The following is a 15,329-nucleotide window of genomic DNA, read 5'->3' as shown; positions in this document are numbered from 1 at the left end:
GGGATCGACGGCAAAGAAATATGAACAAGAAGTTATCGGTCTGCTTTTCGATAGCCACTATATCCCGCAATGGGGCCGGCGTTGCCGAGTCCGCGCGACTGCAATCTCTCTATCTCGAGAAAGACAATTCCACCGAAATCTCCGTCGTCACGCTCAAGGACGAGCACTTCAGCACAGACGCTCCCTATTGGAATGGCGTGTCGATGACCTCGCATCGGGCGTGGGGGCCGAGCATTCTCGGTTTTTCGCCTCTTGTGTTTTTCTCCCTTCTGCGCGAGAGACCCGATCTCGTCCATGTCCACGGCATTTGGCAGTTTCATTGTCTGTCGGTGTGGTTCTGGTCAATTCTGACCGGAGGCACCTATGTTGTCAGTCCGCACGGCATGTTGGAGCCCTGGATCCGCGCTCGTTCGCCGCTTCTGAAGAAGCTCATCTCCAAGCTCTATCATGATCGCTTTCTGCGGGCGTCCGATGCCATTCATCTTCTGACGGCAAAGGAGCGGAAGGATGTGGCGGAGTTCCTGACCGATCAACCGGTCAAGATCATCCCGAACTACGTGCTACCCATCGAAAACGACAAGCAAAGGCCATCCTGGTGGCGGCCAGGCTTCGACAATTGCAGGATCTTCCTTTTCTTCGGGCGTATTCACGAGAAGAAGGGTTGTCGCGAACTTTGCGATGCCTGGGAGGCGCTCTGTGCCAGCGACAAGACGTTCAGGGAAAGCTCGCAGCTTGTGTTCTGCGGTTGGAACGACGGCCTTGCCGGTTTCGAGCAGAGGATCGCGGCGCTGTATGCCCGCTTCGGGAATATCCATTTCCCGGGACCGCAATACGGTCTGGACAAGAACCGGTCGCTTTCCAATGCGAGCGTTCTCGTGCTGCCCTCGAAGAGCGAGGGCCTGCCCATGACGGTGCTCGAGGCGTGGAGCGCAGGCCTGCCCGTAATCATGACCGAGGAATGCAATCTGCCGGAAGGTTTCGCGGCCGGTGCCGCGCTGAGGACACGAACGGATGTAATATCCCTGAAGCAAAGCCTGAAACAGGCCTCGGGGATGGAACAAACCGATCTGGCACGCATGGCTGCGAACGGCAAAGCGCTGGTTGCAGACAAGTATTCCATTACAAGCGCGGGCCGAGCTTTGCTCGATCTATACGAGGATGCCCAGCAACACCGCGCTTCCAAAACAGTCACATTGTTGCAACGCAAAAAAAACTATTGAATTCGTATGTGAAGTTTCAAATAGATAGATTGATTGCAATTAATACTTTTGGACTAGCCTGGCCCGAAGGAATGAGTGAATGAAAACTGTCTCCGTTATCTATCATTTTTTCCCGCACTATCGTGCGCCAATCATGCGAAAGCTCGCGGCCAGCAAGAAATACAATTATGAATTTTATGGAAGCCTGCATAATACCAGCGGTATCAAGGTCTTTTCTGGCGACGAGAACATAAAGATCAACCCGATCGAATTCGAGCTTCGCGGCTCGCGGTGGGTCCTACGCGGTTTCATGAAGGCAGTGCTGAAGAAGGACGTCGAAGTCGTGATCGTGCACGGCCACCCGAACATGCCGGCGAGCTGGATCATCTCCGTCGTGGCGAGGCTCACCGGCCGCAAGATCATCTACTGGGCCCATGGCTGGCTCTACAAGGAAGTTTTCTGGAAGAGAATTATCCGCAACCTGCACTTCTCGCTCGCAAATGCCGTGATGACCTATGGCGAAAGGGCCGTCACGGTGGCGAAGGAGACCGGATACTGGCGCAACAACATATTCCCGATCGGCAATTCGCTGGATTGGGACAAGCGCTGTGACATCATCGACGACATAGCGAGCCAGACGCAGTATCGCGGGGAGATGACCCGGAAATATTTCGGCTCCGTGGAGCGGCCGCTTATCATCTGCTCGGCGCGGATCACGAAGGAATGCCGGCAGGACATACTGATCGCCGCCGCCCAGATGCTTAAGGATCGCGGCAGGGAGATCAACATACTCCTGATCGGCGATGGGCCGGAGAGACGGGCGATCGAGACGATGGCGCGCGATTTCGGCGTTTCGGTCTATTTTTTCGGCGCCTGCTACGACGAGGAAGTCGTCGGGCTGATGACCTATCACTCCGACATAACCGTTTCGCCGGGCAAGGTCGGGCTGACGGCAATGCAGAGCATGATGTACGGCACGCCGGTAATCACCCACAACGACTTCGACAAGCAGATGCCGGAATTCGAGGCAGTGAGGCAGGGGGTCACGGGCGACTTCTTCGAATACAACGATCCCTCCGACCTGGCGGACAAGATCGAGGGGTGGCTCGCAAGGGCGACGGATCGTGAGGACGTGCGAAGGGAGTGCTTTGCCGAGATCGAGCGGCGCTGGACCCCCGAGAAGCAGATGCAGATGATCGAGCATGTCATCGATTCCGTCGTCGGCGAGTACCCGGTCGGAGAGATGGTGCAGTCCGGCAGCCGCCGCGACTCGGAGCACGTCCTGTGATCACGGCACCCTCGGCACCAGGCAGAGATGTCGCCGGCTGCCGGCTCGACACGGAAGCGGCGGTGGGTGATCGCCCGGGTGGAGCAGCATCGCGGCTGGATCGCGATCCGTCCGAGGCAACAGCGTGACAATTCTGGATGCCAAGCTCTACAAACCGCGCGAGGGAGGTCCGACCTTTCCCCTCAAGCATCGGCTGACGCGGCTTGCCTGGGGGATCGTGTGGAACGGACTCGGAACCTGGACACCGGTTCCCTTCCATGGCTGGCGCCGCTTTCTGCTGAATGCCTTCGGCGCACGCATCGACCCCACGGCGAAGGTCTATCCGCATGTCCGGGTCTGGTATCCGCGCAATCTCGCCATGGCACGCTTCTCCTGCCTCGCCCGCGACGTCAATTGCTATTGCATGGATACGATCACTCTCGGCGAATACGCTCTCGTTTCGCAGGGCGCGCATCTCTGCGGTGGCACGCACGACGTGGACGATCCCGATTTCCCGCTGATCGCGAAACCCATCTCAATCGGCGACAATGCCTGGGTGGCGGCCGAGGCTTTCGTCGGGCCTGGTGTCACGATCGGCAGCAATGCCGTTCTCGGTGCGCGGGCGGTCACGGTGAAATCGCTTGCCGAGGGCATGATTTATGCCGGAAACCCCGCCCGCCCCATTCGTGCACGATCAACAGCAGGCTCCGATGGCTGATATTTCAATTCTCATTCTTACCTACAACGAAGAGAAGCATATTGCCCGCGCGCTGAAATCGGTGGCGCCTTTTGCGAAGCAAGTTTTCATCGTCGATTCCTTCTCTTCCGACGGCACCGTTGAGATCGCGCGTTCGATGGGGGCTGTGGTCCTGCAAAACAAGTTCATCAACTATGCCAAGCAGTTTCAATGGGGGCTGGATAACGCCCCGATCGACACCACCTGGGTGATGCGGCTTGATGCGGACGAGATCATCGAGCCCGATCTTGCGAAGGAAATTGCAGAGCGCCTGCCGCTCTGCGGGGAGGACGTGGCCGGCGTCAACTTCAAGCGCAAGCATATCTTCATGGGGCGGTGGATCCGCTTCGGCGGCCGCTATCCGCTCATCCTGACGCGCATCTGGCGAAGGGGGCAGGGCCGCATCGAGGATCGCTGGATGGACGAGCACATGATCGTGTGGGGCGGCCGGACCGTGACCTTCCAGGGAGGGTTTTCCGACTGCAACATGAACGACCTGACCTTCTTCACGGAGAAGCACAACAGATACGCCACTCGTGAGGCAATCGACGTAATCAACCAGCGCCGCCGGCTGTTCGCGCGCGATGTCGACCTCTCGTCCGACGAAACCTCCTGGCAGGCGGCGATCAAGCGTTTCATCAAGGAACAGGTCTATAACCGGATTCCATTCCAGGTCAGCGCGCTTCTCTATTTCCTCTATCGATATTTCATCCAGCTAGGCTTCCTCGATCGTACCGAGGGGCTGATCTATCATTTCCTGCAGGGCTTCTGGTACCGGTTCCTTGTCGGTGCGAAGATACTGGAGCTTGAGCGCTCGATCGCTCATCTTGAGGACGCCGGACAAATCAAGGTCGAGCTGAGCCGGCTCACGGGCCTCAGGATCGAGTAACGGACCGGCGCTTCAGCCTATTGCGCCCTGCCGGCGAAAGGCAGCGTCGAGATCGTCTGCCGGGTTTCCTCGATCCTGGCCGGAAGCTCTTTTAGCTTTTGCAATGCCTGCGCTTTCGCCGGAATCGATTGCAGTATGGCTGGAAATGTATCGGCGCCATCGATCTTCAGGTTGTCAGCTTCCGTGCCGAGCCCGGCGTTCGCGGGCGGCTCGTAATAGACGAAGGGAACGGTAAGGCTGAGATTGTGCGAAATGGTGTTGTTGATCGGGCTTCCCGGCCGATCGGTTAGCAGCGAAGCGAGGCCAGGGTAACGGCTGGCATAGATCGGGCTCTCATAGGGGACTTCCTCGAGACCGTTCCAGTAGGCGCCGCCCGGCTTCACCATGTCGGCCTGCCAAGTCGTTCCGCGCGAGTCCATCCACACCGGGCTCTTCCGACTGAGGAAAAGGTTGTCCTCGATGACGTTGTCGCGGCCGCCGCCGAGGAGCACGGGATCATCGACATTCTGAAAGACGTTGCGGGAGACGGTTGTGCCGGAGAGTTGGTCGTCGAGATAGACACCCATCACCTGCCCCGGGCCGATCCTGTTCCTGATGTCGTAAAGATAGTTGCCGGCGATGACCGTGCCGCGGCTCGTCCAGTTCCTGCCGGCATAGATCGCCCCCGCGTCCTCGGAGTTCGTCACCAGGTCATGAAGCACATTGCCGCTGATGGAGTGGTTGTTTCCCGAAAAGATGATGCCGGCATGGGGACCGTCGGAAATCTCGCAGGCTTCGATCGTCTGGCCCACGCCGAAGAGACGGATGCCGGGGCGATAGGTCGGCATTTCCTGTCCGAACCGACTTACCTTCGAGTGGCTGACGCTGTGGCCGGCAGGCGCAAGTGTATTGCGATTTCCGCCTGAAAGCTGGATGCCCGAATAACCGGTATCATCGACGACACACCTGTCGATCGTGACGCGCAGCCCGCCCTCGACCAGGATTCCGTCGCCGCCGGTCTTGCCGACAAAGCAATTCGCAAGCGTCACGTCGCGGGCGTTCTCGATCAGGACCGCGGGCCCGATGGATTTCTCGAAGGCGACACCCTCGACGCGAAGGTTGGTCGCATTCGTAACGTGCAGCAGGGATTCGGCAAAGGCTACCTGCAGAGATTGCTCGGCCTCGCCGGCACCGGGTATGTAGAAGACGCGCTTGCCTTCGCTGTCGAGATAATAGGATCCGGGCGAGGACAGCGCATCGGCAACATTGAAAAGGTAGTAACGGGCGCTGTCGCGGGGGGCGTTGACCGGGGCAGCAAAGCGGAGATTTCGCCCATCCACAACCGTGGCCGATGCCGCCTCGAACCACCAGTTCCACGTCCAATAGCCGGCAATCCAGAGGTTGGCCTCGCCGCCGATATCGGTTGCGCTATCGGGAAGACGAAGTTCAGCCTGCCCGTCTCCGCGATCGCTGATAGCCGGTTTGGTGGCATAGCCGGAAGCCGGCCAGCGCGAGGGCTGAAGCCGCCGGCTTCCCTCGAAGAGGAAGAGCCTGCCACGGGGAATTTCCTTCAGCGAGTCCTTGGGCTGGAGGGCCGGCGAGATCCTATCCCATTCGCCTGCAAGGCTTGCCTGCCGGATCTCCGGCAGGAACCGCGCGGGCAGCCGACCGACAATCTGTGATCCATCCTGCTGAACTGGCGCCGTTGCAAGCTCCAAACCGCCGCTGATCACAGAGCCGCCCTCGGGTGCGCCCTGAATGACCAGCGGCGCATCCGCACGACCGGAATCGGCGGCAGTCAACGTTATGGGCCGGTCGAGGACCAGCTGGCGGGGAAGCTTGATGATAATCGTGTCCGTGGGTGCGGCGCTGCGATGCTGCCTTGCTGCCTGGAGCGCATCCTGGATGTCTTCAGCGGTGGCTGCCGGAGAGACCGAAATTTCGAAATCCGCCGCTGTGGCGACGGACGAAAGGCCCGAAAGCAAAAGGCAGAGCGCTGCGAGCGAAGATCGCAAGACCACCACGGATCACCTCCACGCGAAAGTTTTCCCAAGAAAAGCAAGTCGAAGACGATTCTCGCAAAACAATGACGTTGAAATGCAAAATGACAAACTGCTTTCTCGAATCTGATGGAAGCGTCTTCAACAGTCCCGACGCATCATCTGTTGTCGAACTGATTCCATACTTTGTAGCGGGAATGATTCAAACCTAAGAGCTACGAAATTCGCGAAGCAATACTGATTGGATTCAATGCGGCAAGATACCGATCTTGGATATGCTGCGATCTGCGCGGAACTCGAAATTGTTACCGGATTGCGCGAGCAGTCGTCCCGACGAAAGGAAGGCTGTGATGGCAGGCGGAAGTCGCGCCGAGAACCGAGGCGCGACAAATAGCGGTTGAGTTTTGGGATAGCTATCGCGAATAGATCCTGGTGATGTGACGCGATCATTTCGAAATATTCCACACCAAAAATGGATGTGACGTGTCTATACTGCACTGCAACTAAATATCTGGCGCAGCATTTGACTTTGCACTAACATCGCACCTGCGTCGTGCAGGCGTTCATCGGGGATCAATGACCATCGCGGACTTGAAGGCCAAGGGAAACAACATGTGGATCGGCATTCAATCTTAGGGAAGCGCATGCAAGCCAGACCTGCGACGGACAAAGAGAGAATCGTCATATTCAGCAGGACCGAGAACGGTCACCGATCCTCCTATATACGCTTTGTCAGCAGCCTTATTCCCTGCCGGCGCGGCACGATCCGCGACATGATCTTTTCGCGGGCGCCCGTTTTCTTCCTGATGATCGAGGATTCCTTCGAGCTCTATACGGCAATTGCGTTGTGGCGGGCGTGCCTGGGGCGCAGGACTGCGGGCATTCTGATGCGACCGAAGCCGGCGCTGGAGGGCCGGAGCGTGAGACTGCGCATCAAGCGTGCGATGTTGAAGGTGCTGAAGCGCGTTCCCTTCGTCCGCACGATGACGATCGTGCCGTTCCCGGTTCAGCCCTCCTTCGCTGCCATTGCCGACGACTGGATCTATGATTTCCAGCTGTGGGACCTCGGCGAACGGGAAAGAGAGATCATCTCCGTCCTGCCGAAAGGCGATGCGCCACCACAGATGGATGGCCTCTTCAGTTCCGTGCGCGGGGCCGGCGAGGGCAAGCCGATCGTGTCCGCGCTCGGCATCCAGGACCGGCGCAAGGGCTTCGACATCTTCGCGCGCGCCTTTGCGGATGACGAGCAGGTCCGGGCCCGGTTCCATTTCGTATCCGGCGGGCGGGTCGCAACGGACCTCCAGCCTTCCGCCGACAGGCTGCGGAATGCCGGCGGCTTCGTCATCGATCGTCACGTCTCCGATGACGAGCTCGTCGAGCTCTATGCGGCAAGTGACGTCGTATGGGCCCTCTATGCTGCAGACTATGACCAGGCTTCCGGCATCCTCGGACGCGCGGCGCAGCTCGGGATCCCCGCGATTGTGCGCACCGGCTCGCTGTCGCATCGCCTTTGCGAGATCGAGAAGCTTGCGCATCTCGACGCCTCCGAGCAGACGCTCGATCGGCTTTCGTCCTTCCACCCGCTTCGCGACGAGGCGGCAGGCCGGGCGGTAGCGGCGCGCTTCCGGGCGATCAGCGTTCGTCATCTCAATGCCGCGCTGGGGTTGCCGGTCCCGGAGGCGGGAGCCAGATGATCCCTTCGCACCTCAATCTGAAGAAGAACGTCATTTTCGCGCTGATGGCATTCGGCGTGAATATTGCCCTCGTCTTCGTCGGATATCGGCTGATCATCATGCAGGGGGGCATCGAGGCCGTCGGCGTTTGGTCGACGCTTTTTGCCTGGACCTCGCTGATCCGCATCGGCGATGTCGGCATGGCGAGCGCGACGTTGCGGTTTGCGGCAATGCACGACTTGGAGTCGGAGCTTTCCACCATTCGCGACTACATCGAGACGGGGATCATCTCGAACTGCCTGCTGTTCGGGCTCCTGGCCATCGCGGGCTATGCGGTGATGAACACGCAGCTATTGCGACTGATCGGTCCTGCCCATTTCGAGGAGGCGCGGCGCATCCTCCCCGTCATGTTCCTCGGCTTCTTCCTGATGAATTCGGCCAATGTCATCCTCGGCTCCGTTCAGGGCTTGCACCTGGGCTTTGTCAATTCGCAGCTGACGGTCGTCGGAAATATCGTGCAGATCGCGGCCGTCTTCGTCCTCGTGCCGATGTTCGGTCTTCTCGGCCTCGCGTGGGCGCAGGTCATCCAGTACAGCGGCATGGCGATCGTCGCCTGGATCATCGTGCGCAGCAGGATCGGCTCGAGGGCTATCATACCCTTGGGCTTCAGCATGCCGGCGTTTCGTGAGATGCTCGGCTTCAGCCTGAAATCGCAGGCGGTGAATGTCTCCGACGGGCTGTTCGAGCCGCTCTCCAAGATCCTCGTCAGTCATTTCGGCGGCCTGCACATGCAGGGCCTGTACGAGCTTGCCTATAAGACGCTCTGGCTGCCGCGGAACGCCGTTATATCGGGCGTTTCCGCGATGATCCCAACGCTTACAAATCTCCTGAAAACGGACCCGGCGAAGGTTCCGCCGCTCTATCGGCGGTCGGTGACCTATGCCGCGCTTGCCGTCCTGGCTCTCAGCCTCGGCCTTGTTGCCGCTTCGCCGCTCATCTCGTGGATCTGGATGGGTCATGTCGAGATCGACTATACCTATTTCGTCGCCATTTTCGCTGTCGGCGTCGTGCTCAACGCCCTGGGCGCGCCGGCATACAATCTCGCGATCGTCACGGGCCGGCTCGCCAACAACATCACCGTAAACCTGCTGGTTCTTGTGACTCTCGGGCTGGCGGGCGTGCTTGCCGGCAGTTTCTTGCCGGCCCACGCGCTCGTTGCAGTGATCGCCGCAAGCATGGCGATCGGCGGCATTGCCATCAAGACCAGGAACGAGCGGCTGATAGCCTGGGCCGGAGAGCGGGGGGCGGTGGCGCATGTCTGATGCTCAGACCACGCAAAAGCAATACCCGCTGCTTGACATCCTGCGCTTTGCGGCCGCGCTTCTCGTCGCCACGCATCACCTGGTCGGCACGAATACCAAGGATGATTTCTGGCGCCATTTCCTGCCGACGGGTTTCGAGGCGCGGCCCTATTATTCCCACGTCAACGAGATCTGGTTCATCGGCTATGTCGGCGTGGAGATCTTCTTTTCGATCTCGGGCTACATCATCAGCGTCAGTGCGATGAACAGCCGTTCGGCGCCCGACTTCTTCAAGAAGCGCCTGCTCCGCATATTGCCGGCCCTGTGGATCTGCACTGTTCTCGCGACCCTGCTTTATGTGACCTATGACGTCCTTCCAATGGCGGAGATCGTCACGCGGTTCCTGCGATCCATGCTGCTGATGCCGTTCGGCCCCTATATCGACGGCGTGCTCTGGACCATCATTGTCGAAATGGCGTTCTATGCGGCCGTGTGCATATTCATCAGCTTCGTGGCACGGGAGAAGATCGCACTGCTCGGCTATGCGCTGATTGGTGCATCCGCGATCTACTGGACCGCGGTCACGCTGTTTCCTGGCCTGGAGACGCAGCTTGTAATGCAGATCGCACGCCGGACGCTGCTCGAGCACGGCGCCTTCTTCGGCGTCGGCATTCTCCTTTCGGTTTGGAGCCGGCGCCCCTACCGCAATTGGAGCCTGGTCTTCCTGGTCATCGCCGCAATACCAACCTACCTGCAGATCCGCGCCTCTGTTCAGCATGTCTACGTGGACCTCGGCGACTTTGGTGCCACGCTGGACGTCTGGAAGCCGTACCTGTTCTGGCTGCTTTCCGCCGTCCTGCTCTACATCAGCACGGTGCTTGCCGATGCCGGATACTTCCGGGGCAACTATTCGGCCGTGCGTAAGATCGGTCTGATGACCTATCCTCTGTACCTCATTCACTACACGGTGGGGCACTTCTTCTATGCGATGCTTGTGCGGTTCTTCGATTTTGCGCCCTTCGTCAATTCGCTGCTCGCGATTGTCCTGGTCGTGGCGCTATCGTTCTTCATCGCGCGGTATCCGGAGAAATATCTGAGGCGGCTGCTTCAGGGACCGTTCGATGCCCTCTTCACCCGTTTCGGCAGCATTCTCGTCTTGTCCAGCCGATACAGGAAGACGGTCTAGTGGGCAGGGCTGCAGTTTGAGAGTCAGGAAGACATGATTAAGATCGAGACCCTGGAGAAGATCCTGATTTTCCTGGCGGCCGTGGCCGTCCTTTGCCTGCGGCCCTCGGTAGTCGGCGAGGTCTATTCGACGCTCAGCTGCGCGCTGCTTGCGGCCGTGACGGTGGCGCTCTTCATCGTGGCGCTGCACCTGCAGAGGCCGCTCGTTCTGGAGAAATATTCGGCGCTGCAGCTCTCGGTCCTTGTCTTCATCTTCTACTATGTCCTGCTGAAGGCCGTCATCTTCATGCCGACCTACAATTCCGTCACGGAATTCAAGGCGCTCTTCATCTTCCTGTCGCTCGCCGCCGCTGCCCTGTTGCTGCTATCGAATCGGCGCTACGCGACGATGTTCTTCGACTATTTTTGCATCATCCTGATCGCCAGTTGCGCCAGCGTGGTGATAAGTGCGATGCTCTTCGTCGTCGGCTTCCAATCTTACCAGATCACCTTTGCGCATCTGACCTACACCTATTCAACCGGCGGCGACATCGTCTTTCCCTTTACCTTCATCTTCCCGAGTGCCACCACTTGGCTCGGCCCCATTCCCAGGATGAGCGGCATCTTTCGCGAGCCCGGCGTGTTTCCGGTCTATGCCTGCTGGGCGGCCGCCTACGCCTTCCAGCGGGGTTGGATCTTGCCGATCTCGCTGGTCTGCCTGTTCTCGGCGATTGTTTGCCTGTCCTCGATCGGAGCGCCTCTCGCCTTCTACACCGGTGCGATGATCCTGCTGCTGCGCGTCGGGTTCCGGCCGATACCGGCCCTCCTGACGATCGTCGTGCTCGGGCTTCTGACATGGCAAGCTGTATACTACTCCGAGTATTTTGGCATCGCAGCCAAGATCAATTCCGGCAGCGGTTCGTTCGAGGAACGCCAGTATCTGGCGGCCGCCGCGCTCGACGCGCAGGACCTGATCTTCGGCGACGGCTTCGGCTTCAGCATTTTCACGACAGGGCCCATCTCGCTCGTGGCGGCCATCCGCGTCTTCGGACTTGTCTACTATTCGGCCTTCATCCTGACCTACATTCTGGCGGCCGCGGCCAATTTCCGTTTCTGGCTTATCGGGCTCGTGCCGGCGATCGCGACGGTAATGGTCGCCCAGCCCGTCTTCCGGGAGCCTGCGTTCATCATCCTCATGCTCTCGGTCGCGGTCTTCGTGCCGCTGCCGCAGAGGAAGGCGGCGACGCGCAGTGCGACGCCGGCGCCCGGTATGGCAGCCTCGGGTCGCTCCTGATATTCGGAAGCTTTTTGACGAGATTGTTGCAAGCGGCCAGCTGAAATAACGAATTATCTCGATATCCCGATTTTGGTCCTTGCTGATAGACATCAAATACTGCAGTGAAAACCGAAATATATTTCATTGGCGTATTATGCTATCAAAGATTGTATCGATTTTTTTAATTCAAGATCACGGATTGATTGCTTCTCGCTTTCTGTTCTTCTGTACGATCATAATTTCTTTGATTTTTCTTGGTTCCGTCAATGGAATACCATTCCTTATAGTTGCGATCGGCGTATTTGTGAACGCGGCGCTTGCCGCGACGCTTCATCCGCGGTCGCCCGGGGGCGAGTGGCTCGTCCATCTGACGCTTGCGGTTCTTCTCGTGCTGACCGCTTGGATCCTGTTTCAGACAATCCACCTGCCCCTTGCTTTGCCAGTCAATGACGCGTGGCGCGACCTGCCGGCAATCATGGGCCTGTCGGCAAACACTATCTCGGTCGCGCCGGCGGATACCGTCGTGTCTCTGCTGCGTGTCACGATGCCGATGGCCGCCTTCCTGACGGCCTTCCTGATCAGCAGTTCGGACGAGCATGCCATGCAGATCATCCGCAGGCTTGGGGTCATCGGCGGCATGGTCGGCATCTTCGGTCTCGGGCAGTTCCTGTTCTTTCCGCATATGCTGCTCCTCGGGGAAAAGCAGCACTATTTCGACAGCCTCACGGCCGTCTTCACCAACCGGAACACAGCCGCAACTTTTCTCGGCCTTGCGACGCTCATTCTGGTGACCCAGGCCTGGGAGAGGCTTCGGGGCGACACCCATCCGGTGGTGACCAGACCCGCTCGGATGCGTCCGAATTCGCCGCGCAGCGGTCTGGCGATCGGCACTATCCTGTACCTGCTTGCTCTGGCCTGCACCTTTTCCGCACTGATGTTGACGCGATCCCGGGCAGGCGTGGCCAGCACTTTCGTCGCGCTCCTCTACCTTCTCCCCTTTCTTGCCGGCAACTGGCGCCCCAGGGGCCCTGACCGCCTTCTGCCGCGGGATTTTGGCGCATGTGGGCGATATCTTCTCATGGGGCTGGCCGCCCTCGTCACGCTGCTCGGAATTTTGGCTTTCGCGGGCCAGCCGCTGCTACGCACGCTGACCAGGGGCTTCGAGGATGGCCGGTTCTGCGTCCTGCCCGGCGTTCTCGATGCGCTTTCGGCGCACTGGGTCACCGGCACCGGCTTCGGGACATTCACGAGCGTATTTCCCGGCTATCGCGATCCCGCCTGCGGGATTGCCGGGGTATGGGATCGCACCCACAACTCCTATCTCGAAGGATTCCTCGGGCTCGGCTTCGTGTTTCCGCTGGTGCTCTTCGCCGGGCTCGCGACCTTGCTCCGCGTCCTGCAGATCGGCATGGCCGAGAGGCGCAGCCTTCGTCACTATCCGGCGCTCGGCATCGCCTCGCTCATCCTCGTCGCGCTTCACTCCGCGCTGGACTTCTCACTGCAGATCCCGGGCTTTGCGCTTTACTTCTCTGCGCTGATGGGCGCGATCGCCGCCATCTCGCTCGGGCGGCACGGAAAATCGCAGGGATTTAAAGATAGCCCGGCCGAAATTCAGTCATGGTGACCTTCCGTGGAGTCTTTCCGCATATATGCGCTACGTCTTAACTATAATATGGTGAATAAATATATAAAGCTGAAGAGATTTTGACAGTTATATTAACGATATTGTGGTTTCATTGCCACAATAAGAGTCATAATCAAGTTTTGAAATCATTGTTCGACAGCCAGTTTGTAGAAATTGCCGACACCATAGGATAATTCCCTGAGGGGAAAATGGAACGGGCAATTTATGAAAATAAATATCTTTGGCCATAAAGCATATATTGCTGTGCTTTTGACTTTGCTTTCAAGCTGTTCATCGCTTCCCCGGTCTGGACCGGATGGTAAGCTGGTGGATGGTGGTGCAGCAGTCAAAGTTACGACCAAAGATCGTAAGGTCGGCATAGATTATGCTCTCGTCGATCTGAGCAAGAACACGCTGCAGTATTTCGACGAACCCGGCGCCGGTTCCTTCCGCGGCAGCTTCGGTGGAGGGCAGGGCGCCCCCCCGGACATTCCGCTCGGCTATGGCGATATCGTCCAGGTGTCGATATTCGAAGCGCAATCCGGCGGTCTCTTCATTCCGACCGACGCAGGCAGTCGTCCGGGCAACTACATCACCCTGCCGAACCAGACGATCGACCGGGGCGGCACGATCAGCGTTCCCTATGCCGGTCGAGTGACTGCGGCGGGGCGCCTCAAGGAGCAGGTCGAGCGGGATATCGAGGAACGGCTTGCCAACAGAGCGATCGAGCCGCAGGTGGTCATCACAACCGTTACCGGAAATTCGAGCGAGATCGCGGTGCTTGGCGATGTCAAGAACCCGATCAAGATCGAGCTCACGCCGGCGGGCGAGCGAGTGCTGGACGCCATCTCCCAGGCTGGCGGGCTGACCGGGCCGGGGCTCGAGACGACCATCACGCTCCAGCGCCAGGGCAGAACTTCAACGGTCGCCTACGACACCCTGCTCAACAATCCGAGGGAAAACATCTATCTGGCGCCGCGTGACACCGTCTTTGCCGACCACGAACGCCGCACCTTCGTGGCATTCGGCGCTGCCGGCCTCAACGGCCGGTTCGACTTCGAGGATTCGAACCTGACGCTCTCGGAGGCCATCGCTAAGGCCGGCGGGCTGCGCGACGATCTGGCGGAGCCCTCTCAGGTCTTGCTCTATCGCCTCGTCGATCGCAAGACGTTGCAGCGCATGAAGGTCAACACTTCGCGCTTCGCGGGCGACCGGATCCCGGTCATCTTCCGCGCCAACATGAGGGATCCGGCGGGCTTCTTTACCACGCAGAAGTTCGCGATGCGGGACAAGGACGTCCTTTATATCTCGAACGCGAGCTCTATCGAGCTGCTCAAGTTCCTCGATATTGCCAACGCGATTACGTCGACGGCGTCTGGAACAAGTTCCGACATGGTATCTACGAGAGATTCGTTCCGCGATATCGGCGATTGAGTTATAGCCCGTCATAATTAAGCATAGGCGCGGCAGGCTATAACGAATCGTTGAGTTTGTCTTTTCGCTCGTGTAGTCGTTACTTATTATTAACTACTTTCCGCATGAGGTTAATTTATGACAGGTTCCCGGAAGGTGCACAAATACGGTGCGGGTATTCTGCTTTCAATGCTTATATCCTTGACGACCGGGTCCCCTGCTCATTCACAGAACGCAACTGCAGCGGGTTGCTTTCAGCAGCCAGCGCAACTTGGCGAGGCCGAAATCAGCGCGTTCATGTCGTCCCCGTCCCGGCTTCTCAATGACTATGCCGGCGGCCTGCCGCTTTCGACGCGTGTGCGTGCGCTTGCGGGCTCCAGCATGACGACGGTGGACGCGCTGCTTTCGCTCGCCGCCACGGCCTCGAACGAGCAAAAGGCTGCAATCGGCGCAGGCCTTGCGCGGGCTTCGCGCGCCTGCGTCGTGTCGATGCCGGAATATGCGGCCCAGATTCAGCAGAAGGTTGCCGGCTCCGATCTCGGTGATCTGGTTACGGCCTTTATCGCCGCCTCGGATGACGTTCAGACGGCGGCGCTCGGCGCACCCGGCGGCCCGGCAGGCGCTGCGGGCATCGGCACCGGTGGTGTGGCAGGACCGGGTTCCGCCGGCGCGGGAGGCGACGACGGTACACCGACGCAGGGTGGCGGGGACTTTTCAGCCGGCGGCGGCGGAAGGTTCTTCAGGACGGTGGCTGAGTCGGTCAGCCCGTAAGAGGGCCGGCCGTTTATCGCTTGGGGGGTGAGTTATA

Annotated in this window: 12 protein-coding genes; 11 read left to right on the top strand and 1 reads right to left on the bottom strand. The window is 59.1% G+C overall.

Translation table 11 applies throughout. From position 1 onward, the window contains the following. Positions 1 to 20 precede the first annotated feature (20 nt). From EV286_RS12075 to EV286_RS12060, 4 genes are all read left to right on the top strand, one after another. Positions 21 to 1,220 (top strand): glycosyltransferase, encoded by a 1,200-nt coding sequence (locus EV286_RS12075; RefSeq protein WP_132957316.1) that lies wholly within the window; start codon positions 21 to 23, stop codon positions 1,218 to 1,220. 79 nt (positions 1,221 to 1,299) lie between these two features. Then, a complete protein-coding gene (locus EV286_RS12070; protein WP_132957315.1) occupies positions 1,300 to 2,487 on the top strand; it encodes a glycosyltransferase family 4 protein in 1,188 nt (395 codons plus the stop codon). A 124-nt stretch (positions 2,488 to 2,611) separates the two neighbouring features. After that, positions 2,612 to 3,184 carry a putative colanic acid biosynthesis acetyltransferase gene (locus EV286_RS12065; RefSeq protein ID WP_132957313.1) on the top strand — a complete coding sequence of 191 codons (573 nt, stop codon included), beginning with the start codon at positions 2,612 to 2,614 and terminating at the stop codon, positions 3,182 to 3,184. Continuing rightward, on the top strand, positions 3,177 to 4,091 hold the full coding sequence (locus EV286_RS12060; protein ID WP_132957312.1) for a glycosyltransferase family 2 protein: 915 nt from the start codon (positions 3,177 to 3,179) through the stop codon (positions 4,089 to 4,091). The genes EV286_RS12065 and EV286_RS12060 overlap by 8 nt, the downstream gene beginning before the upstream one ends. Before the next feature lie 17 nt (positions 4,092 to 4,108). Here the strand turns inward: EV286_RS12060 and EV286_RS12055 are convergent, their stop codons facing one another. Continuing rightward, positions 4,109 to 6,094 (bottom strand): right-handed parallel beta-helix repeat-containing protein, encoded by a 1,986-nt coding sequence (locus tag EV286_RS12055; protein WP_132957310.1) that lies wholly within the window; start codon positions 6,092 to 6,094, stop codon positions 4,109 to 4,111. Between the two features lie 620 nt (positions 6,095 to 6,714). Here EV286_RS12055 and EV286_RS12050 point away from each other — a divergent pair. From EV286_RS12050 to EV286_RS12020, 7 genes are all read left to right on the top strand, one after another. Next, the gene (locus tag EV286_RS12050; protein ID WP_132957309.1) at positions 6,715 to 7,764 is read left to right on the top strand and encodes a hypothetical protein; all 1,050 of its coding nucleotides are present in this window, start codon (positions 6,715 to 6,717) and stop codon (positions 7,762 to 7,764) included. Further along, positions 7,761 to 9,065, top strand: a complete 1,305-nt coding sequence (locus EV286_RS12045) for an oligosaccharide flippase family protein (RefSeq protein WP_132957307.1) — start codon at positions 7,761 to 7,763, stop codon at positions 9,063 to 9,065. Before EV286_RS12050 ends, EV286_RS12045 begins: the two co-directional genes overlap by 4 nt. Continuing rightward, entirely contained in the window at positions 9,058 to 10,230 is a 1,173-nt protein-coding gene (locus EV286_RS12040; protein ID WP_132957305.1) for an acyltransferase, read from the top strand. The genes EV286_RS12045 and EV286_RS12040 overlap by 8 nt, the downstream gene beginning before the upstream one ends. 33 nt (positions 10,231 to 10,263) lie before the next feature. Then, on the top strand, positions 10,264 to 11,502 hold the full coding sequence (locus tag EV286_RS12035; protein WP_132957304.1) for a hypothetical protein: 1,239 nt from the start codon (positions 10,264 to 10,266) through the stop codon (positions 11,500 to 11,502). Positions 11,503 to 11,788: 286 nt separating this feature from the next. Then, positions 11,789 to 13,108, top strand: a complete 1,320-nt coding sequence (locus EV286_RS12030; protein WP_165932830.1) for an O-antigen ligase family protein — start codon at positions 11,789 to 11,791, stop codon at positions 13,106 to 13,108. Positions 13,109 to 13,333: 225 nt separating this feature from the next. Beyond that, the gene (locus tag EV286_RS12025) at positions 13,334 to 14,542 is read left to right on the top strand and encodes a polysaccharide biosynthesis/export family protein (RefSeq protein ID WP_132957300.1); all 1,209 of its coding nucleotides are present in this window, start codon (positions 13,334 to 13,336) and stop codon (positions 14,540 to 14,542) included. A 276-nt stretch (positions 14,543 to 14,818) separates the two neighbouring features. Next, positions 14,819 to 15,292 (top strand): hypothetical protein, encoded by a 474-nt coding sequence (locus tag EV286_RS12020; RefSeq protein WP_132957299.1) that lies wholly within the window; start codon positions 14,819 to 14,821, stop codon positions 15,290 to 15,292. Positions 15,293 to 15,329 lie beyond the last annotated feature (37 nt).

The organism is Rhizobium sp. BK251, from assembly GCF_004345245.1.
GTDB lineage: Bacteria > Pseudomonadota > Alphaproteobacteria > Rhizobiales > Rhizobiaceae > Rhizobium.
Note: the sequence above shows the minus strand (reverse complement) of the source record. Positions and strands in the feature narration are given on the sequence as shown.